This window comes from Halomonas sp. CSM-2, assembly GCF_002119345.1.
GTDB classification, from domain to species: Bacteria; Pseudomonadota; Gammaproteobacteria; order Pseudomonadales; family Halomonadaceae; genus Vreelandella; species Vreelandella janggokensis.
In genome coordinates, this window is the sequence record NZ_NBYR01000003.1 from 110783 (window position 1) to 128338 (window position 17556).

The window sequence follows — 17556 nt, forward strand, 5'->3', positions numbered from 1 at the left end:
ATTACCAATGAATCTGAATCTTGCTGCAGGCGCGGGTACCGTTGAAGTAGCCGACGCCACCTTTGGCAAAGAATTCAACGAAGCGCTGGTTCACCAGGTCGTCACTGCCTATTTGGCTGGTGGTCGTCAGGGCACCCGTGCTCAAAAGAACCGTTCCGATGTTCGCGGTGGTGGTAAAAAGCCGTGGCGTCAGAAAGGGACTGGCCGTGCTCGTGCCGGTACCATCCGTTCGCCAATCTGGCGTAGCGGCGGTGTCACCTTCGCGGCGCGTCCGCAAGACTATACCCAGAAGGTGAACCGCAAGATGTATCGCGCCGCGATGCGCTCCATCTTGTCAGAGCTGGTACGTCAAGAGCGCCTGGTCGTGGTTGAAGAGTTCAACGTTGAAGCGCCGAAAACCAAGCAGGTCGCTGCCAAGCTGAAAGAGCTCAACCTTGAGAAAGTGTTGATCGTCACCGAAGACGTTGACGAAAAGCTCTATCTAGCCGCGCGCAACCTTCCTCACGTTGATGTGGTGGATGTTGCGGCCGCTGACCCGGTGAGCCTGGTTGCCTTTGATAAGGTCCTGGTCACCGTCTCCGCCCTGCGTAAATTCGAGGAGAAGCTGGCATGAACCAGGAACGCGTATTCAAGGTTCTGCTTGGACCGCACGTGACCGAGAAGGCCGCGATGGCTGCCGAGCGCAACCAGTACGTTTTTAAGGTGGCAACCGATGCTACCAAGCCCGAGATCAAGAAGGCCGTGGAAATACTTTTCGGCAAGAAGGTCGTTAGCGTTCAGGTACTGAACGTGAAGGGTAAAACCAAGCGTACTGCAAACGGCGTTGGCTTGCGTAAGGGTTACCGTAAAGCGTATGTAACCCTCGCTGCGGGTGAAACGCTCGAAGACTTCTCTGGCGCCGAATAAGGGCAGGAGTACGGATAATGGCAATCGTCAAGACCAAACCCACATCCGCCGGTCGTCGCCACGTCGTCAAGATCGTTGGCGAGGAACTGTACAAAGGCCGTGCCTATGCACCGCTTTTGGAAAAACAGTCCAAGTCCGGCGGCCGTAACAACTACGGTCGCATCACCACCCGCCACGTGGGCGGTGGTCACCGTCATCACTATCGGCTGATCGACTTCAAGCGCACCAAGGATGGCATTCCGGCCACCGTTGAGCGCCTGGAGCACGACCCGAACCGCAGTGCGCACATTGCGCTGCTGAAATACGCCGATGGCGAGCGTCGTTACATCATCGCACCGAAAGGTGTCAGCGCGGGTGACGTGCTGGAATCTGGTGTCAACGCGCCCATCAAGAAAGGCAATGCCTTGCCGCTGCGCAACATTCCGCTGGGTTCGACCGTTCACGGTATCGAACTGAAGCCGGGTAAAGGCGCGCAGATTGCTCGCAGTGCCGGTACTAGCGCTCAGCTGGTTGCGCGTGAAGGCAACTACGCCACCCTGCGTCTTCGCTCCGGCGAGATGCGCAAGGTGCTGGCTGAGTGCCGTGCGACCCTGGGCGAAGTGAGCAACTCCGAGCACAGCCTGCGTCAACTTGGCAAGGCCGGTGCGAAGCGCTGGAGAGGTGTGCGTCCGACTGTTCGCGGTGTCGCAATGAACCCGGTGGATCACCCGCACGGTGGTGGTGAAGGCCGCACCAGCGGTGGTCGTAACCCGGTCACTCCATGGGGTGTGCCGACCAAGGGTTATAAGACGCGTAAGAACAAGCGCACCGACAAGCTGATCGTACGTCGCCGCAAGGCTCGTAGCTGATCTAAATTGCCAAGACATTAAGAGGTAACGGCTGTGCCACGTTCACTAAAGAAAGGTCCTTTCATTGACCTTCATCTTTTGAAGAAGGTAGAGGCTGCAGTGGAAAAGAACGATCGCAAACCGATCAAGACCTGGTCGCGTCGTTCGATGATCCTGCCAAACATGGTGGGTCTGACCATCGCAGTCCATAATGGTCGCCAACACGTCCCGGTGCACGTCTCCGAGGAAATGGTTGGTCACAAGCTAGGCGAATTCGCTGCCACTCGCACTTATCGCGGGCACGTGGCGGACAAGAAAGCCAAACGGTAAGCCAAAGAGGATTGAGAGATGGAAGTCACAGCTAAGCTGCGTGGCGCCGGATTATCCGCCCAGAAGGCCCGTTTGGTGGCTGATCAGGTGCGCGGTAAACCTGTCGCCGAGGCACTCGACCTGCTGACCTTCTCACCGAAGAAGGCTGCCCAACTGGTCAAGAAAGTGCTTCAGTCCGCTATTGCAAACGCGGAAGAAAATAACGGCATGGACATTGACGAGCTGCGTGTCTCGACCATCTGCGTCGATGAGGGCATGACGCTCAAGCGTATCAAGCCGCGCGCCAAGGGGCGGGCGGATCGTATCTTGAAGCGCACCTGCCACATCACCGTCAAGGTAGCCGAGAAGTAGGAGTCGACCGATGGGTCAGAAAGTCAATCCAACAGGCATTCGACTGGGCATCGTCAAAGACCATGCTTCTGTCTGGTATGCCGAGCGCGGCGCATATGCCGATAAGCTCAATAACGATCTCGAAGTGCGAAGCTTCCTGGAGCAGCGTCTCAAAAACGCCTCCGTTAGCCGTATTCACATCGAGCGTCCGGCGAACAACGCCCGCATCACCATTCACACTGCCCGTCCGGGTATCGTGATTGGTAAAAAAGGTGAAGATGTCGACCGTCTGCGTCGCGATCTCACCGAGTTGATGGGTGTTCCTGTTCACGTGAACATCGAAGAAGTTCGCAAGCCGGAGCTGGATGCCAAGCTCGTCGCTGCTAACGTAGCGGGCCAGCTTGAGCGTCGTGTGATGTTCCGTCGTGCCATGAAGCGCGCGGTGCAAAATGCCATGCGTCTTGGCGCTGGCGGCATCAAGATTCAGCTGTCAGGTCGTCTGGGTGGTGCTGAAATCGCACGTACCGAATGGTACCGCGAAGGTCGTGTTCCGTTGCATACGTTGCGTGCGGACATTGACTACGCCACTTACGAAGCTCACACCACCTATGGCGTTATCGGCGTCAAAGTGTGGATCTTCAAGGGTGAAATCCTCGGCGGTATCGAGGAAGTTCGTGCCAAGGCTAAGCAACAGCAGCCTTCCGGCAACGCGCCCAAGAAGAAAGGTTCCAGGTAAGGGGAGAGCGAGTCGATGTTACAGCCCAAGCGTATGAAATTCCGCAAGATGCAGAAAGGCCGCAACCGTGGCCTGGCGCATCGCGGAAGCAAGATCAGCTTCGGGGAGTACGGTCTGAAAGCTACCGGTCGTGGTCGCGTTACTGCGCGCCAGATCGAAGCCGGCCGTCGTGCGATCACACGTCACGTTAAACGTGGCGGTAAGATTTGGATCCGCGTTTTCCCTGACAAGCCGATTTCCAAAAAGCCGCTCGAAGTTCGTATGGGTAAAGGTAAAGGCTCCGTCGAATACTGGGTAGCCCAGATCCAGCCGGGTCGGGTCCTGTATGAAATCGAAGGTGTGCCTGAAGAGCTCGCTCGTGAAGCGTTTGAGCTTGCCGCACAGAAAATGCCCATATCCACCACCTTTGCGAAACGGACGGTGATGTGATGAAAGCCCAGGAAATTCGTGAAAAGTCCGCAGGAGAGCTCCATGAGCAGCTCCTCGAACTCCTCCGCGAGCAGTTCAACCTGCGCATGCAGAAGGCCACCGGCCAACTGAGCCAGACTCATCTGCTCAAGCAGGTCCGTCGGGATATTGCCCGTGTGAAGACTGTGCTCAACGAGAAGGCAGGTGACTGAGATGGCCGAAGAGAAAAAAGCACGTACGCTCACCGGCAAGGTGGTGAGCGACAAGATGGATAAGTCCATCGTCGTAATGATCGAGCGTCGTGAGCGTCACCCGATCTACGGAAAATACGTTAAGCGCTCCACCAAGCTGCACGCCCATGATGAGGCGAACCAGGCTAAGGCAGGCGATACGGTTTCCATTGAGGAGTGCCGTCCGCTTTCCAAGAAGAAAGCCTGGGCGCTAATCGAGGTGGTCGAGCAGGCCAAGGGGTAACCCATGAACCTGCTTAACCAGTGCAGTCAGATTAGGTTTGGAGAAAACCGATGATTCAGACTCAGACAATGCTGGATGTCGCCGACAACAGCGGAGCGCGCCGGGTGCAGTGCATCAAGGTGTTGGGCGGTTCACACCGTCGTTACGCTCGCATTGGTGACATCATCAAGGTAACGGTGAAGGAAGCCATTCCGCGTGGCAAGGTCAAGAAAGGCCAGGTCATGAAAGCGGTTGTGGTCCGGACCCGTAGTGGCGTCCGTCGTAACGACGGTTCGCTGATCCGTTTCGATGGAAATGCGGCGGTTTTGTTGAATAACACCAACGAACAGCCAGTCGGTACTCGTATTTTCGGGCCGGTCACTCGTGAGCTTCGTAACGAGAAGTTCATGAAGATCATTTCCTTAGCGCCTGAAGTGCTGTAAGGAGCGAGGCGGATATGCAAAAAATCAAACGTGACGATGAAGTCATCGTCATCGCCGGGAAGGATAAGGGCAAGCGTGGCACCGTTAAGCGGGTACTAGAAAACCGTTTCTTGGTGTCCGGTGTGAACATGATTAAACGTCACACCAAGCCAAATCCCATGGCGGGAAATCAGGGCGGTATCGTCGAGCGTGAGGCTCCGATTCACGCGTCCAACGTAGCCATCTTCAATTCGGAGACCGGTAAGGCGGATCGCGTCGGCTTCCAAGTGAAGGAAGACGGTACCAAGGTACGTATCTACAAGTCGACGCAGACGCAGATCGACGCCTAACGCGAGTCGGGTAGCAAAATGGCGAACTTGAAAGAACGTTATCAAAACGAGGTCGTAGCACAGCTCAAAGAGCAGTTCAGCTACGCCAACGTAATGCAGGTACCCCGCATCACGAAAGTGACGCTTAATATGGGTATCGGCGATGCGGTCAGCGATAAAAAGCTGATCGACAATGCCATCGGCGACCTGGAGATGTTGTCCGGTCAAAAGCCGCTGGTGACCAAGGCACGCAAGTCCATCGCGGGCTTCAAGGTGCGTGAAGGTTGGCCGATCGGTATCAAGGTAACACTGCGCGCTGAGCGTATGTGGGACTTTCTGGACCGTCTGGTCAACATCGCGATTCCTCGCGTGCGTGACTTCCGTGGTCTCAACCCGAAGTCCTTCGACGGTCGCGGCAACTACTCCATGGGTGTGCGTGAACAGATCATCTTCCCGGAGATCGAGTATGATAAGATCGATCGTATCCGTGGGTTGGACGTCACTATCACCACTACCGCCAACACCGACGAGGAAGGTCGCGCGCTACTAACCGCGCTGAACTTCCCGTTCAAGAAATAAGGGTTGGATCATGGCTAAAAAAAGCATGGTAGAGCGTGAGCTAAAGCGCACCAAGCTGGTCGAGAAGTATGCGGCCAAGCGCGCTGAGCTCAAGGCAATCATCGTAGATGTGAACGCTTCTGAGGAAGATCGCTTCGAGGCGACGCTGAAGCTGCAGCAACTGCCGCGCGACTCAAGCCCGGTACGTCAGCGTAATCGCTGCCGTGTCACAGGCCGTCCGCACGGTTTTTACAACAAGTTCGGCCTCGGCCGTAACAAGCTGCGTGAAGCCGCCATGCGTGGCGACGTTCCTGGTCTGAAAAAGTCCAGTTGGTAACGCCACGTAGAATCATCAGGAGCGCACATTAAATGAGCATGCAAGACACTCTGGCGGATATGTTTACCCGTATCCGCAATGCGCAGATGGCCACCAAGGAGACGGTCACCATGCCGTCTTCCAAGTTGAAAGTGGAAGTGGCCCGCGTGCTGAAAGAAGAGGGCTACATCACCGATTTCACGGTGGCTGAAAGCACCAAGCCCGAATTAACCGTGACTCTCAAGTACTTTGAGGGCAAGCCGGTTATCGACCATATCCAGCGGGTTTCCAAGCCGTCTTTGCGCCGTTACATGGGCAAGGACAACCTGCCTAAGGTCGCCGACGGTCTGGGTATTGCGATCGTTACCACCTCCAATGGGGTGATGACCGATCGTGCTGCTCGCCAGGCGGGTGTTGGTGGCGAAGTCATCTGCACCGTATTCTAGGAGGCTGGAATGTCCCGCATAGCGAAATATCCGGTTAAAGTGCCTGCCGGCGTTGAGATCAAAATCGATGCCGACCAGCTGACCGCCAAGGGCGGCCAGGGCACGCTGTCAATGACCATTCACCACGATGTGGTAGTGGCTCAAGAAGATGGCCAGCTGACCTTCGCCCCGAGTGAATCTGCCAAGAGCTGGGCAATGGCCGGTACAACCCGCGCCTTGGTTCAGAACCTGGTGACGGGCGTATCCGAGGGTTTTACACGAACTCTCGAAATTGTTGGCGTCGGTTATCGTGCCCAAGTTAAGGGCCAGACGCTCAATCTTTCACTGGGCTTCTCGCACCCGGTCGACTACGAACTGCCTGAAGGTGTCTCAGCGGAAACGCCGAAAAACACCGTGATCGTGCTGAAAAGCGCGGACAAGCAGCAGCTCGGTCAGTGCGCCGCGGAAATCCGCGCCTTCCGTCCCCCCGAGCCGTATAAAGGCAAGGGTGTTCGGTACGCCGACGAGCAGGTGCGTCGCAAAGAAGCCAAGAAGAAGTAAGGCAGGGTTATGAACGCGAAGAAAGAATCTCGTCTCCGTCGTGCCCGCCGTGCTCGCGCCAAGATCCGCGAGCTGGGCGTGTATCGCCTGTGCGTCAACCGTACCCCGCGTCACATCTATGCGCAGATTATCTCGCCGGATGGTGGCAAAGTGTTGGCTAGCGCATCTACGCTGGACAAAGCACTGCGCGAGGGTGCGACTGGTAACTCGGAAGCCGCTACGAAAGTCGGCGAACTGATTGCCGAACGCGCTAAAGAAGCAGGCATCACCCAGGTGGCCTTCGACCGTGCTGGCTTTAAGTATCACGGTCGCGTCAAGGCTCTGGCCGACGCCGCGCGTGAAGGCGGCCTGGAATTCTAAAGGGTTTTTACGATGGCGAAGAACGAACAGCAAAGCGGTGATCTGCAGGAAAAACTTGTGCAGGTCAACCGCGTCGCCAAGGTGGTCAAAGGTGGTCGTATTTTCGGCTTCACCGCACTGACCGTCGTTGGTGATGGTAAAGGTCGTGTTGGTTTCGGTCGTGGTAAGGCGCGTGAAGTGCCGATCGCGATTCAGAAAGCCATGGACCAAGCTCGTCGCAACATGGTCAAGGTCAACCTTTCAGGCCATACGCTGCAATACCCGGTTAAAGCCCGTCACGGTGCTTCCAAGGTATACATGCAGCCAGCCTCTGAAGGTACCGGCATTATCGCCGGTGGCGCCATGCGCTCTGTATTGGAGCTCGCTGGTGTCCATGACGTACTGGCCAAGTGCTACGGTTCCACTAACCCGGTTAACGTGGTGCGAGCGACTGTTAAAGGTCTCGCTTCCATGCAAGCACCGGATGACGTGGCCGCCAAGCGCGGCCTGTCTGTCGAAGCGATCACGGGGTAAGGCACCATGGCAGCAACGATCAAGGTTACCCAGATCCGCAGCACCATCGGCGTTCAGCCCAGGCACAAGGCGACTATCAACGGCCTGGGTCTGCGTCGCATCGGTCATTCGGTTGAGCTGGAAGACACCCCTGCCGTACGCGGCATGATCCACAAGGTTAACTACCTTGTGCGCGTTGAGGGAGAGTAATCCATGAAACTCAATACCTTGAGCCCGGCAGCGGGCTCTAAACACGCTGCAAAGCGCGTTGGTCGTGGTATCGGTTCCGGTCTGGGCAAGACCGGTGGCCGAGGCCACAAAGGTCAGAAAGCACGCAGCGGTGGCAGCGTCAAGCCAGGTTTCGAAGGCGGTCAGATGCCGTTGCAGCGTCGTCTGCCGAAATTTGGTTTCACCTCGGCCAAGTCGATGGTCTCGGAAGAGGTTCGCCTGGCTGAGCTGGCCCAAGTGGCCGGCGAAGAGGTGACACTCGAGACGCTGAAGCAGGCAAACGTGCTGAAGGATGCAACGCTACACGCGAAGATCATCCTTTCTGGCGAACTGAAAAAAGCGGTTACCGTTCGCGGCATCAAGGTCACCAAAGGTGCCCGTGAAGCGATCGAAGCCGCTGGCGGCAAGGTAGAGGACTAAATGGCCAAGTCAGGAAACATGCCGGCGATGGGCAGCGGTCTGAGTGAACTGTGGGCGCGTTTGCGCTTCGTGCTCCTCGCCATCGTGGTGTACCGTATTGGTGCCCACATTCCCGTTCCCGGTATCAATCCTGACCAGCTTGCTGCCTTGTTCAGGGAGCAACAGGGCACCATTCTGGGCATGTTCAACATGTTCTCGGGTGGTGCGCTGGAGCGCATGAGTGTCCTCGCCCTGGGCATAATGCCCTATATTTCGGCGTCGATTATCATGCAGCTGATGACTGCGGTCTCTCCCCATCTTGAACAGCTCAAGAAGGAAGGTGAGGCCGGCCGCCGCAAGATTAGCCAGTACACCCGCTACGGTACGGTGCTACTGGCGTTTATTCAGGCTGTCGGTATGTCTGTCGGTCTGGCTAGCCAGGGTATCGCGTACACCGCTGACTTCAGCTTCTATTTTACCGCCGTGATTACGTTCGTATCGGGTGCGGTATTCATGATGTGGCTAGGTGAGCAAATTACCGAGAAAGGCATTGGCAACGGTATTTCGTTGCTGATCTTTGCCGGTATTGTGGCTGGGCTGCCCAGTGCGGCAGGTCAGGCGTTTGAATTGGCTCGCAACGAAGGGGCCTGGAACGTACTGCCACTGTTAGCGCTATCGGCACTGGGTATCGCGACTGTTGCGTTCGTGGTGTTCATTGAACGCGGTCAACGCCGCCTTAAAGTGAATTACCCGCGGCGCCAGGTCGGCAACAAGATGTATGCAGGGCAAAGCAGCTACCTGCCATTGAAAGTGAACATGGCGGGGGTCATTCCAGCCATTTTCGCCTCCAGTATCCTGCTCTTCCCGGCTTCAATCGGCCAATGGGTGGGTTCAGGTGATGGCATGGAGTGGTTGCAGCGTGCCTCGCAAGCATTAGGTCCCGGCCAACCGCTTTACATCTTGCTTTTTGGGGCGGCAGTGGTATTCTTCTGCTTCTTTTACACAGCGCTGGTCTTCAACCCCAAGGACGTAGCTGACAATCTGAAAAAGTCAGGTGCATTCCTGCCGGGTATTCGTCCTGGCGAGCAGACCGCTCGCTATATTGACAAGGTCATGACGCGTTTAACGTTGTTTGGTGCCTTGTACATCACTGCGGTTTCCCTGATGCCCCAGTTCCTGATCGTAGCGTGGAACGTACCGTTCTTCTTTGGTGGTACCTCGCTTCTGATCGTGGTCGTGGTTATCATGGACTTCATGGCCCAGGTGCAATCGCATCTCATGTCGCATCAATATGACTCAGTGATGAAGAAGTCCAACCTGAAAGGCTACGGTAGTGGCGGCATCATGCGCTAAGGCGCCTGCCGTCCGTATTGGAGAGAACGATGAAAGTTCGAGCTTCCGTAAAGAAAATGTGCCGTAACTGCAAGATTATTCGTCGCAATGGCGCAGTCCGCGTCATCTGCATCGAACCGCGGCACAAGCAGCGCCAGGGTTAATTTCCTGGTCTGTATTAAGCGGGTGCCGGCATACCCCTTGCCTTCGGGTGTACAAAGGGGGTATGCTGTTGCGCCTTTTAAAGATGATTAACGAGCAAGCCGCTCAAATTTCGGAGTAAGCTGATGGCCCGTATTGCAGGCGTCAATATCCCGGACAACAAGCATGCGGCGATCTCGCTGACCTATATCTTCGGGATTGGCCGTACACGTGCAGAGCACATCTGTGTTGCTGCCGGTATCGCGCCGACTGCCAAGATCCAGGACCTGTCTTCTGAAGAAGTCGACACCCTGCGTTCTGAAGTTGGTAAGTACACCGTAGAGGGCGACCTTCGTCGTGATGTCACGCTTAACATTAAGCGTCTCATGGACTTAGGTTGTTTCCGTGGTCTGCGTCATCGTCGTAGTCTTCCGCTGCGTGGTCAGCGGACTAAGACTAACGCGCGTACCCGTAAGGGCCCGCGTAAGCCGATCCGCAAATAACACGCACGTTCTGGCGTAAAGACAGGAATAGACATCAACATGGCTAACCCGCGTAGTAACCGTAAAAAGGTTAAAAAGCAGGTAGTGGATGCCGTAGCGCATATCCATGCCTCTTTTAACAACACGATCGTGACGATCACAGACCGCCAGGGCAACGCTCTGTCATGGGCGACTGCCGGTGGTTCGGGTTTTCGTGGTTCTCGCAAGAGCACCCCGTTCGCTGCTCAAGTGGCAAGTGAACGTGCAGCAACTGCTGCAGCCGAGTATGGTGTGAAAAACGTAGACGTGCTGGTCAAAGGCCCAGGTCCCGGTCGTGAATCCGCCGTGCGCGCACTGAATGCCGCCGGCTTCCGCGTGCAAAGCATTATCGACGCGACGCCCATCCCCCATAATGGCTGCCGTCCGCCGAAGAAACGCCGCGTTTAAGGAGACAGATTCATGGCTCGTTATATTGGACCGAAGTGCAAACTGTCTCGTCGTGAAGGCACCGACCTCTTTTTGAAGAGTGGTGTGACTCCCTTCGAGAAAAAGTGTAAATCCGAGCAGATTCCGGGTGTACACGGCCAGCGCCGTCAACGTCTTTCAGACTACGGCTTGCAGCTTCGCGAGAAGCAAAAAGTACGTCGTATGTACGGCGTACTCGAAAAACAGTTCCGTAACTACTACAAAGAAGCCGCTCGCCTGAAAGGCGCGACCGGCGAAGTATTGTTGCAGTTGCTCGAATCCCGACTGGATAACGTCGTCTACCGTATGGGCTTCGGCTCGACTCGCTCTGAAGCGCGTCAGCTGGTCAGCCACAAGGCGATTAGCGTGAACGGTCGCAGCGTTAACATAGCTTCCTATCAAGTGAAGCCGGGCGACGTTGTTTCCATTCGCGAAAAGGCGAAGAACCAGGCTCGCATTCAAAACGCGTTGTCCATTGCGGCCAACCGTGGTGATGTGGCGTGGATCGAAACCGACGCCAAGAAGATGGAAGGCACTTTCAAGGCTCTGCCTGAACGCGGTGACCTGTCTGCCGACATCAACGAAAACCTGATCGTCGAGCTGTACTCCAAGTAAGCAGTTTTCTGTTTCTTGTCGACCTGGTGCCGGTTTAAGGCCAGCACCAGGTCGTACCGAGTACCAAGTATCCGTTTGGCAGCCTGAAAGGTGTTCATATGCAGCGTTCAGTGACAGAGTTTCTCCGTCCTCGTGACATCAAGGTCGAAGAAATCAGCGCACATCATGCCAAGATCGTACTCGAACCGTTCGAGCGCGGCTTTGGCCACACCCTGGGGAATGCACTGCGTCGCATTCTGCTTTCATCCATGCCCGGCTGTGCCGTGGTAGAGGCTGAGATTGCGGGTGTCGAGCACGAATATAGTGCTCTCGAAGGGGTGCAGGAAGATGTCATTGAAATCCTCCTGAACTTGAAAGATGTTGCGATCAAGATGCACAGCCGCGATGAGGCGGTGCTCTCGCTGAACAAGCAGGGCCCAGCCGTCGTCACCGCTGGCGACATTGCACTTGATCATAGCGTCGAAATCGTCAACCCGGACCACGTCATTGCACACGTCAATGAAGGTGCCGAGCTGAAGATTCAGCTTAAGGTAGCACTGGGTCGTGGCTACGAACCGGCTGACGCTCGTGGCTCTGATGAAGAGTCCCGTGCCATTGGCCGCCTGCAGCTGGATGCTACCTTCAGCCCTGTCCGCCGAGTTTCCTACGCGGTCGAAGCTGCTCGTGTCGAACAGCGGACCGACCTCGATAAGCTGATTATCGATCTGGAAACCGACGGTACTCTGGATCCGGAAGAGGCTATCCGCCGCAGTGCGACCATCCTGCAAGAGCAGCTGGCCGCCTTCGTCGACCTGGAAGCAGATAAAGAGCAGGAAGTCGAAGAGGAAGAGGATCACGTTGATCCGATCCTATTGCGCCCCGTAGACGATCTTGAGTTGACCGTTCGCAGCGCGAACTGCCTGAAAGCCGAGAATATCTATTATATCGGTGATCTGATTCAGCGCACTGAAGTTGAGCTGTTGAAGACCCCGAACCTCGGTAAAAAGTCCTTGAATGAAATCAAGGATGTATTGGCGGCGCGCGGCTTGTCCCTCGGCATGCGGTTGGAAAATTGGCCGCCGGCTAGCCTGAAGGACGACAAGGCCTCCGCGTGAGTGTCGACTCGAGTCCCAGTTTGGTAAGGAATTACAACCATGCGTCATCGTAAGAGTGGTCGTCATCTGAATCGTACCAGCTCGCATCGGCAGGCCATGTTCAAGAACATGTCTGTCTCGCTGGTCGAACATGAAGTTATCAAGACAACCCTGCCCAAAGCCAAGGAGCTGCGTCGCGTCATCGAGCCGCTGATCACCTTGTCTAAGCAGGATAGCGTTGCCAACCGCCGTTTGGCATTTGCCCGCACGCGCTCCAAAGAAGCCGTCGGCAAACTGTTCAACGAGTTGGGTCCGCGTTACGCCGAGCGTCCGGGCGGTTATGTCCGTATTCTCAAGTGCGGTTATCGTACCGGCGACAATGCGCCCATGGCATTCGTTGAGCTTGTCGATCGTCCGGTGGTTGAAGAGGCCGTTGCAGAAGAGTAATCCCCTTTTGCTACACCTCGTCAACGCCAAAACCGACCCCTTGTGGGTCGGTTTTTTTATGGTGCCGATTAGCCAGTTCAACGTATATACTCAATGCATTAGCCTGAAGTAAAGGCCACTATCACGGCGCTGTTATAAAACAAAATGTCAGGGGGACGTATGATAGCGAGACAATGTCGGCGAGCCGTATCCATCAGAGCAGTATCGTTGTTGATAGGGGTATTGTTCATTGTCATGGCTCTACCCCTGCAAGCGGCTAACCCACGCTATGCGGGGATGGTCGTCGACCTTGATCAAGGTGAAGTACTGTATTCGGAAAATGCGGATGCTCGCCGTTACCCTGCCTCGCTGACCAAGGTCATGACCCTCTATCTGGCCTTTGAAGCGCTAGAAGAAGGGCGATTGCAGCTGGACCAACCGCTGCCGGTGTCGTCCCAGGCGGCGTCCATGCCTGCAACAAAGTTATGGCTTTCCCCTGGCAGCTCGATTCTGGTCGATGAAGCAATTCGTGCGCTCGCTGTCCGCTCGGCCAATGACGTAGCGGTCGTCATGGCAGAGGCGTTGGGGGGTAGCGAACGTCGCTTTGCCCAGTTGATGACGGAAAAAGCCCGCGAACTGGGAATGCGCCATACCACCTTCCGCAATGCCTCGGGGCTTCCCGATGATCGGCAGGTCACCACGGCGCGCGACATGGTCACCCTTGCGGTACGTGTAATGCGGGATTTCCCCGAGTACTATCACTATTTTGGTCTTCAGGCGTTCACTTACCGCGGCACTCGGCACACCAGTCACAACCGACTGGTACGTGACTACCCCGGGGCCGATGGCTTGAAAACCGGTTTTATACGCGCTTCAGGCTTCAACGTGATTACCACGGCCAAGCGCGGTGACCGGCGCTTGATGGCTATTGTGATGGGCGGATTTACCGCTCAGTCCCGGGATAAGCACATGGCAAATCTGCTGGATCGGGGCTTTGCCCGTGCAGCCCTCCTTGATAAGTCGAACTGGCTGGCCGACCTTGAATTTTCTGAAGAATACATGGCCTTTTCCCCAGCACCTTCTCATACGCCCGCGCCGTCGCCGACGCCAACACCCGCACCGGTCGAATCTTCACCCGTTGTCGCGTCTTACTCGCCTGAAACAGCTCCATTTGAACCGCCGGGCGTGGCAGCACAAGCTCCAGAACCACAAACGGATCCCTTGCAGGCCTTTATCGACCGCGAGCGTGCTATGGCATCTCGTGCCGCAGGTGGCTGGGGTATTCAAGTAGGCGCTTTCAGTCAGGAAGATCAAGCCCAGCGCTATGCACGTGAAGCTGCCGCGTACTTGCCACGTGACCTCGATGGTCAAGTGGCGATAGACGACACCTCCGTAGGTCAGAACCCGATATTTCGTGCCCGGCTGATGGCGCTGGAAGAACAACAGGCACATCAGGCATGCGAACAGCTGCGCTCGCGGGGAATGGACTGTATGGTCGTCAACGCCAGCCTGTAGCATTGAAAAGAGCCCAAAACCCCGCCAAAGGCTCTTTGGCGGGGTTTTTACTTTTCAGATCATCAATTCGAGCTAGGGAATAAAAGGAGACGGCGGTGACGACGTCGCTGAAAGGCATACTTTGCATGTGTACGGGGGTGCTGTTCCTGGCACTGGGGGACGCCGTCTCCAAGTGGCTAGGCGAGGTGCACTCACCACTGCAGATCATCTTCTTTAGGGCGCTGATCTCGCTACCGCTGATTGCCCTGCTTGCCCACTTTGCTGGCGGCTTGCGCAAGTTACGGACCCGGCGACCGGGGGTGCACCTGCTACGCGGCTTGATCTATACCGCTACCATGGTCTGTTTCGTATGGGGTTTGACGCTATTACCGCTGGCTGAAGCCACGGCGATAGCCTTTGTCGCGCCGCTGTTTGTCACCGTGCTGTCGGTGCCGTTGCTGGGAGAACGTATTGAACCTCCGGTGCTTATTGCCTCACTGGTGGGGTTTGTCGGCGTGCTGATTATTGTTCGCCCTAACAGTGATGCCTTTCAACTGGGCGCCGTGGTGTTGGTGGGAGCGGCGCTGTTCTATGCCCTGATGATGATTACCGCACGCCGCTACGGGGGCCGTGAGCACCTTTGGGCGATGCTTTTCTACATGACCTCTGTGCCCTTGGTGGTGACGGGGCTGACCTTGCCTTGGGTTTGGCAGACGCCGCTGCCCTGGCACTGGCTGGGCTTTTTGGCGTCTGGCGTTCTGGGGGTAGGTGCGACGGCGTTTATTACCCTGGCATTTCGCTTCGCTCCCGCGGCGATAGCCGCCCCGTTTGATTACACCGCCATGCTCTGGGCAGTGCTGCTCGGCTGGTGGTTCTGGGGCGAACTGCCGGACCTCTGGGTATGGGTGGGCAGTGCCTTGATCATGGCGAGCGGTCTGGCGATTGCCTATCACGACCGTCGAACGACGTTAAAGCGGCGCCCAACGGCCTAGTACCGACTCTTAACGCCGGAAGGCGCGAGCCGCTGCCTCAGGGTCGGGCTGCCCGCAAATCGCCGAGATGACCGCTAGCCCGTCAGCGCCTGCCCGCCGTATCGCGCTCACGTGGCTGGCATTCAGCCCGCCGATGGCCACGCTGGGTATCGGGCAATCCTTGATCAAGGAGGCGAGACCGCCAAAGCCAATCGGTTGGGCGTGATCCGCTTTGCTGGGGGTGGCAAAGATCGGCCCGATGCCGACGTAGTCAAGCTGATCAATGGGCGCGTCATGCAGTTGCTCAACGGTGTTGATCGAGAGCCCCAATATGGCCTTTGGCCCCATCGCAGCCCGGGCCTGGCGAACCGTCGCATCGCTCTGACCCACATGCAGCCCATCGGCCTGACTGGCAAGTGCCACCTCAAGGCGGTCGTTGATGATCAACGCCACCCCAGTGCCTGCCAGCAGGGCTTTCAAACGTCGTGCCTGGTCGATCATCTGTGCATCGCTTGCCTGCTTGTCGCGCAGTTGCACCATGCTGACGCCGCCGCGGACCGCCTCGCTGACGGTATGCTCAAGACCATGGTGCTGGCAAAGGGTCGCGTCGGTGACCAGATAGAGCGACAGATCAAAGGGCATCGCTGACCTCCCGCTGGGCAAAGCGGTTAAGCTCATCAGGTGTCAGTTGGTAAAGCGCGTCCAACAAGGCAACGTAAAAGCTGCCGGGCTCCCTGGCAGCCTTGCCAGCACGCTCCCCGGCTGCCGCAAAGCACGCCACGGCGGCACTGCTGGCATTCAACGGCGCGTCCGGATTGGTGGCGACAAACGCGGCGACCAGGGCGCTAAGCCCACAGCCCAAGGTCGTGACGCGGGGCATCAAAGGGTGGCCGCCATTGATCGAGTAGCAGACTCGTCCGTCGGTGACCCTGTCCCGCTCACCGGTCATGGCCACAATACACTGTTGCCGCTCGGCAAGTGCCATGGCGGCCGTTATGGCATCATCGGTAGACGCGGTGGCATCAACCCCCCTGCCCTGGTGGGCCAGCCCATTGAGCGACAGTATTTCAGAGGCGTTGCCACGGATGACGCTGGGCTTAAGGGCTAACAGGTCGGCGCAGACCGTCTGGCGATAACGGGTCGCACCGACGGCGACGGGATCCAGTACCCAGGGCGTGCTGTGCTCGCGAGCCGTGCGCGCGGCAAGCAGCATGGCTTCCGCCCAGGGTGATGAAAGCGTCCCGATGTTGACCGACAGTGCATCGGCAAGCGCGGCGAACTCAGCGACTTCCTGGGTGGCATGCAGCATGGCAGGTGACGCCCCGGTGGCCAGCAGCAGATTGGCGGTGCTGTTCATCGCGACATAATTGGTGATGCAGTGAATAAGCGGGGTGGTATCGCGCAGCGTCATCAAGCTGTCGCCAAATGTGGTCATGAAATCCTCCCGGCAGGGAGGTGGTGACAGGGCACCACGACTCCCTACGCCGGTATTAGCCGGTTCAGGTTATAAGGGTGCTTCTCAGCCCGTTCAGTGACGAGCGCCCCTGTCGTGATCATACTATCCGTGCCTTAGGTGGGTCTGTAAAGCGTTGGATAGGCTCGTTTAACGAAACGAGATGCGTGTTCCGTAGGTGAGCATTTCATCGGGCGTCATGGCTTTCCCCTCAACACCGATCATTTCGTCGCCGCACTGATCGGCAAAGGTAAGCACGCCATGGGTCAAGCCCAATTCACCCAGAGTATCGCGGATTTCGCCAGTGCCCAGGAAGGTGCTGACGTGCCCTTGGGCATTGGATAAATCAGAAACCCCGTTGGCATGGTGAAAGCGCACCTTATAGATGCCATCCATTGATTCAACTTCCACAATCGGCGAGAAGCCGTTGCGGAGCGCCTGGGAAAGCTGCTTCAAGGTGATGTGATCGCCAAGGGTCATATCGATCGAGGTCATGACCTACTCCTGTTGGATACCCTTCCGGTGGGGATCAACTGATGGGGTGTATAAAATTTATAATGGAAGTGTAGGATGTTTGCACAGAATATCCAAGACGCAACCCTATCAATGCACGGCATCCAGGGCGTGTTGGCGCAAGGTTTCGAGGCCGATGATGTCGAGGGTTTTCTGGTTAGTGGCGGATAAGACGACAGGGGGCGCCAAGCCCACCTCGGCGGCTTCCAGCCAGCGTGATGCGCACAGGCACCAACGGTCACCGGGCCGCAGGCCAGGAAAGCCAAATTCAGGCCGCGGCGTTACCAGGTCGTTACCTTGTGCCAGTGAAAAGGCCAGAAACTCCTCCGTCAGCATGGCGCACACAGAGTGGACGCCCATATCATCCGCCCCCACGCGACAGAATCCATCGCGGTAAAAGCCGGTTTTGGGGTCATGGCAGCACGGGGTGAGCGGTTCACCCAGGACATTGAGATCGCGGGCCATAAGGCCTCCTTAGCGCAAGGACTGGTATTTTGTCAGACTGCCCTCA

At 56.8% G+C, this 17556-nt stretch carries 32 protein-coding genes and 1 riboswitch; of the genes, 28 read left to right on the forward strand and 4 right to left on the reverse strand.

All coding sequences use genetic code 11. The annotated features are described in order from the left end of the window. Positions 1 to 7 precede the first annotated feature (7 nt). The 28 genes from rplD (at position 8) to B7L15_RS03445 (ending at position 15100) form a co-directional block, all read left to right on the forward strand. Positions 8 to 613: a 50S ribosomal protein L4 gene (gene rplD, locus B7L15_RS03310; protein ID WP_066318576.1), complete on the forward strand. Its 606-nt coding sequence runs from the start codon at positions 8 to 10 to the stop codon at positions 611 to 613. Continuing rightward, the gene (gene rplW / locus B7L15_RS03315) at positions 610 to 906 is read left to right on the forward strand and encodes a 50S ribosomal protein L23 (RefSeq protein ID WP_085917615.1); all 297 of its coding nucleotides are present in this window, start codon (positions 610 to 612) and stop codon (positions 904 to 906) included. The genes rplD and rplW overlap by 4 nt, the downstream gene beginning before the upstream one ends. Positions 907 to 923: 17 nt before the next feature. Then, positions 924 to 1754 (forward strand): 50S ribosomal protein L2, encoded by an 831-nt coding sequence (rplB, locus tag B7L15_RS03320; protein WP_085917616.1) that lies wholly within the window; start codon positions 924 to 926, stop codon positions 1752 to 1754. A 33-nt stretch (positions 1755 to 1787) separates the two neighbouring features. After that, positions 1788 to 2063, forward strand: coding sequence for a 30S ribosomal protein S19 (gene rpsS, locus B7L15_RS03325; protein ID WP_027337511.1), 276 nt, complete (start codon positions 1788 to 1790; stop codon positions 2061 to 2063). 18 nt (positions 2064 to 2081) lie between these two features. Continuing rightward, positions 2082 to 2414: a 50S ribosomal protein L22 gene (rplV, locus tag B7L15_RS03330; RefSeq protein WP_027337512.1), complete on the forward strand. Its 333-nt coding sequence runs from the start codon at positions 2082 to 2084 to the stop codon at positions 2412 to 2414. Positions 2415 to 2424: 10 nt separating this feature from the next. Next, positions 2425 to 3129 (forward strand): 30S ribosomal protein S3, encoded by a 705-nt coding sequence (gene rpsC, locus B7L15_RS03335; protein WP_066318566.1) that lies wholly within the window; start codon positions 2425 to 2427, stop codon positions 3127 to 3129. Positions 3130 to 3144: 15 nt separating this feature from the next. After that, positions 3145 to 3558, forward strand: coding sequence for a 50S ribosomal protein L16 (gene rplP / locus B7L15_RS03340; protein WP_066318565.1), 414 nt, complete (start codon positions 3145 to 3147; stop codon positions 3556 to 3558). Then, positions 3558 to 3749, forward strand: a complete 192-nt coding sequence (gene rpmC, locus B7L15_RS03345) for a 50S ribosomal protein L29 (protein ID WP_066318563.1) — start codon at positions 3558 to 3560, stop codon at positions 3747 to 3749. Before rplP ends, rpmC begins: the two co-directional genes overlap by 1 nt. 1 nt (position 3750) lies before the next feature. Beyond that, positions 3751 to 4011, forward strand: coding sequence for a 30S ribosomal protein S17 (gene rpsQ, locus B7L15_RS03350; protein ID WP_066318561.1), 261 nt, complete (start codon positions 3751 to 3753; stop codon positions 4009 to 4011). A gap of 50 nt (positions 4012 to 4061) precedes the next feature. Next, entirely contained in the window at positions 4062 to 4433 is a 372-nt protein-coding gene (gene rplN / locus B7L15_RS03355) for a 50S ribosomal protein L14 (RefSeq protein ID WP_066318559.1), read from the forward strand. Between the two features lie 14 nt (positions 4434 to 4447). Then, the gene (rplX, locus tag B7L15_RS03360) at positions 4448 to 4762 is read left to right on the forward strand and encodes a 50S ribosomal protein L24 (RefSeq protein ID WP_007111996.1); all 315 of its coding nucleotides are present in this window, start codon (positions 4448 to 4450) and stop codon (positions 4760 to 4762) included. An 18-nt stretch (positions 4763 to 4780) separates the two neighbouring features. Continuing rightward, entirely contained in the window at positions 4781 to 5320 is a 540-nt protein-coding gene (rplE, locus tag B7L15_RS03365; protein WP_085917617.1) for a 50S ribosomal protein L5, read from the forward strand. A gap of 10 nt (positions 5321 to 5330) precedes the next feature. Next, a complete protein-coding gene (gene rpsN / locus B7L15_RS03370) occupies positions 5331 to 5636 on the forward strand; it encodes a 30S ribosomal protein S14 (protein WP_066318556.1) in 306 nt (101 codons plus the stop codon). 32 nt (positions 5637 to 5668) lie between these two features. Continuing rightward, entirely contained in the window at positions 5669 to 6061 is a 393-nt protein-coding gene (gene rpsH / locus B7L15_RS03375) for a 30S ribosomal protein S8 (RefSeq protein WP_085917618.1), read from the forward strand. Positions 6062 to 6070: 9 nt separating this feature from the next. Continuing rightward, entirely contained in the window at positions 6071 to 6601 is a 531-nt protein-coding gene (rplF, locus tag B7L15_RS03380; RefSeq protein ID WP_085917619.1) for a 50S ribosomal protein L6, read from the forward strand. 9 nt (positions 6602 to 6610) lie between these two features. Further along, positions 6611 to 6961 (forward strand): 50S ribosomal protein L18, encoded by a 351-nt coding sequence (gene rplR, locus B7L15_RS03385; protein ID WP_066318549.1) that lies wholly within the window; start codon positions 6611 to 6613, stop codon positions 6959 to 6961. A gap of 12 nt (positions 6962 to 6973) precedes the next feature. Then, on the forward strand, positions 6974 to 7474 hold the full coding sequence (gene rpsE, locus B7L15_RS03390) for a 30S ribosomal protein S5 (protein ID WP_085917620.1): 501 nt from the start codon (positions 6974 to 6976) through the stop codon (positions 7472 to 7474). Positions 7475 to 7480: 6 nt separating this feature from the next. Further along, a complete protein-coding gene (rpmD, locus tag B7L15_RS03395; protein ID WP_066318538.1) occupies positions 7481 to 7663 on the forward strand; it encodes a 50S ribosomal protein L30 in 183 nt (60 codons plus the stop codon). 3 nt (positions 7664 to 7666) lie between these two features. Further along, the gene (gene rplO / locus B7L15_RS03400; RefSeq protein ID WP_066318535.1) at positions 7667 to 8101 is read left to right on the forward strand and encodes a 50S ribosomal protein L15; all 435 of its coding nucleotides are present in this window, start codon (positions 7667 to 7669) and stop codon (positions 8099 to 8101) included. Then, on the forward strand, positions 8102 to 9433 hold the full coding sequence (secY, locus tag B7L15_RS03405; protein WP_085917621.1) for a preprotein translocase subunit SecY: 1332 nt from the start codon (positions 8102 to 8104) through the stop codon (positions 9431 to 9433). 29 nt (positions 9434 to 9462) lie between these two features. Further along, a complete protein-coding gene (gene rpmJ / locus B7L15_RS03410) occupies positions 9463 to 9576 on the forward strand; it encodes a 50S ribosomal protein L36 (protein ID WP_009099023.1) in 114 nt (37 codons plus the stop codon). A 123-nt stretch (positions 9577 to 9699) separates the two neighbouring features. After that, positions 9700 to 10056, forward strand: coding sequence for a 30S ribosomal protein S13 (gene rpsM / locus B7L15_RS03415; protein ID WP_085917622.1), 357 nt, complete (start codon positions 9700 to 9702; stop codon positions 10054 to 10056). 39 nt (positions 10057 to 10095) lie between these two features. Further along, a complete protein-coding gene (gene rpsK / locus B7L15_RS03420; protein WP_027337525.1) occupies positions 10096 to 10482 on the forward strand; it encodes a 30S ribosomal protein S11 in 387 nt (128 codons plus the stop codon). Between the two features lie 12 nt (positions 10483 to 10494). Continuing rightward, positions 10495 to 11115, forward strand: a complete 621-nt coding sequence (gene rpsD, locus B7L15_RS03425; protein WP_085917623.1) for a 30S ribosomal protein S4 — start codon at positions 10495 to 10497, stop codon at positions 11113 to 11115. Between the two features lie 98 nt (positions 11116 to 11213). Next, a complete protein-coding gene (locus B7L15_RS03430; protein ID WP_027337527.1) occupies positions 11214 to 12209 on the forward strand; it encodes a DNA-directed RNA polymerase subunit alpha in 996 nt (331 codons plus the stop codon). Positions 12210 to 12248: 39 nt separating this feature from the next. Continuing rightward, a complete protein-coding gene (gene rplQ, locus B7L15_RS03435) occupies positions 12249 to 12635 on the forward strand; it encodes a 50S ribosomal protein L17 (protein WP_074397824.1) in 387 nt (128 codons plus the stop codon). 234 nt (positions 12636 to 12869) lie between these two features. Continuing rightward, the gene (locus tag B7L15_RS03440; protein WP_254902840.1) at positions 12870 to 14129 is read left to right on the forward strand and encodes a D-alanyl-D-alanine carboxypeptidase; all 1260 of its coding nucleotides are present in this window, start codon (positions 12870 to 12872) and stop codon (positions 14127 to 14129) included. Between the two features lie 95 nt (positions 14130 to 14224). Then, positions 14225 to 15100 (forward strand): DMT family transporter, encoded by an 876-nt coding sequence (locus B7L15_RS03445; protein WP_254902841.1) that lies wholly within the window; start codon positions 14225 to 14227, stop codon positions 15098 to 15100. Between the two features lie 9 nt (positions 15101 to 15109). On the opposite strand, the gene thiE is transcribed toward B7L15_RS03445, so the two are convergent. The 4 genes from thiE to B7L15_RS03465 all read right to left on the reverse strand — a co-directional run bounded on the left by thiE (position 15110) and on the right by B7L15_RS03465 (position 17510). Next, entirely contained in the window at positions 15110 to 15721 is a 612-nt protein-coding gene (gene thiE / locus B7L15_RS03450) for a thiamine phosphate synthase (RefSeq protein ID WP_085917626.1), read from the reverse strand. Then, on the reverse strand, positions 15711 to 16514 hold the full coding sequence (gene thiM, locus B7L15_RS03455; protein WP_085917627.1) for a hydroxyethylthiazole kinase: 804 nt from the start codon (positions 16512 to 16514) through the stop codon (positions 15711 to 15713). The genes thiE and thiM overlap by 11 nt, the downstream gene beginning before the upstream one ends. Positions 16515 to 16538: 24 nt before the next feature. Further along, positions 16539 to 16635: riboswitch (TPP riboswitch) on the reverse strand. A 47-nt stretch (positions 16636 to 16682) separates the two neighbouring features. Further along, the gene (locus B7L15_RS03460) at positions 16683 to 17027 is read right to left on the reverse strand and encodes a hypothetical protein (RefSeq protein ID WP_085917628.1); all 345 of its coding nucleotides are present in this window, start codon (positions 17025 to 17027) and stop codon (positions 16683 to 16685) included. Between the two features lie 108 nt (positions 17028 to 17135). Then, on the reverse strand, positions 17136 to 17510 hold the full coding sequence (locus B7L15_RS03465) for a DUF2237 family protein (protein ID WP_085917629.1): 375 nt from the start codon (positions 17508 to 17510) through the stop codon (positions 17136 to 17138). Positions 17511 to 17556 lie beyond the last annotated feature (46 nt).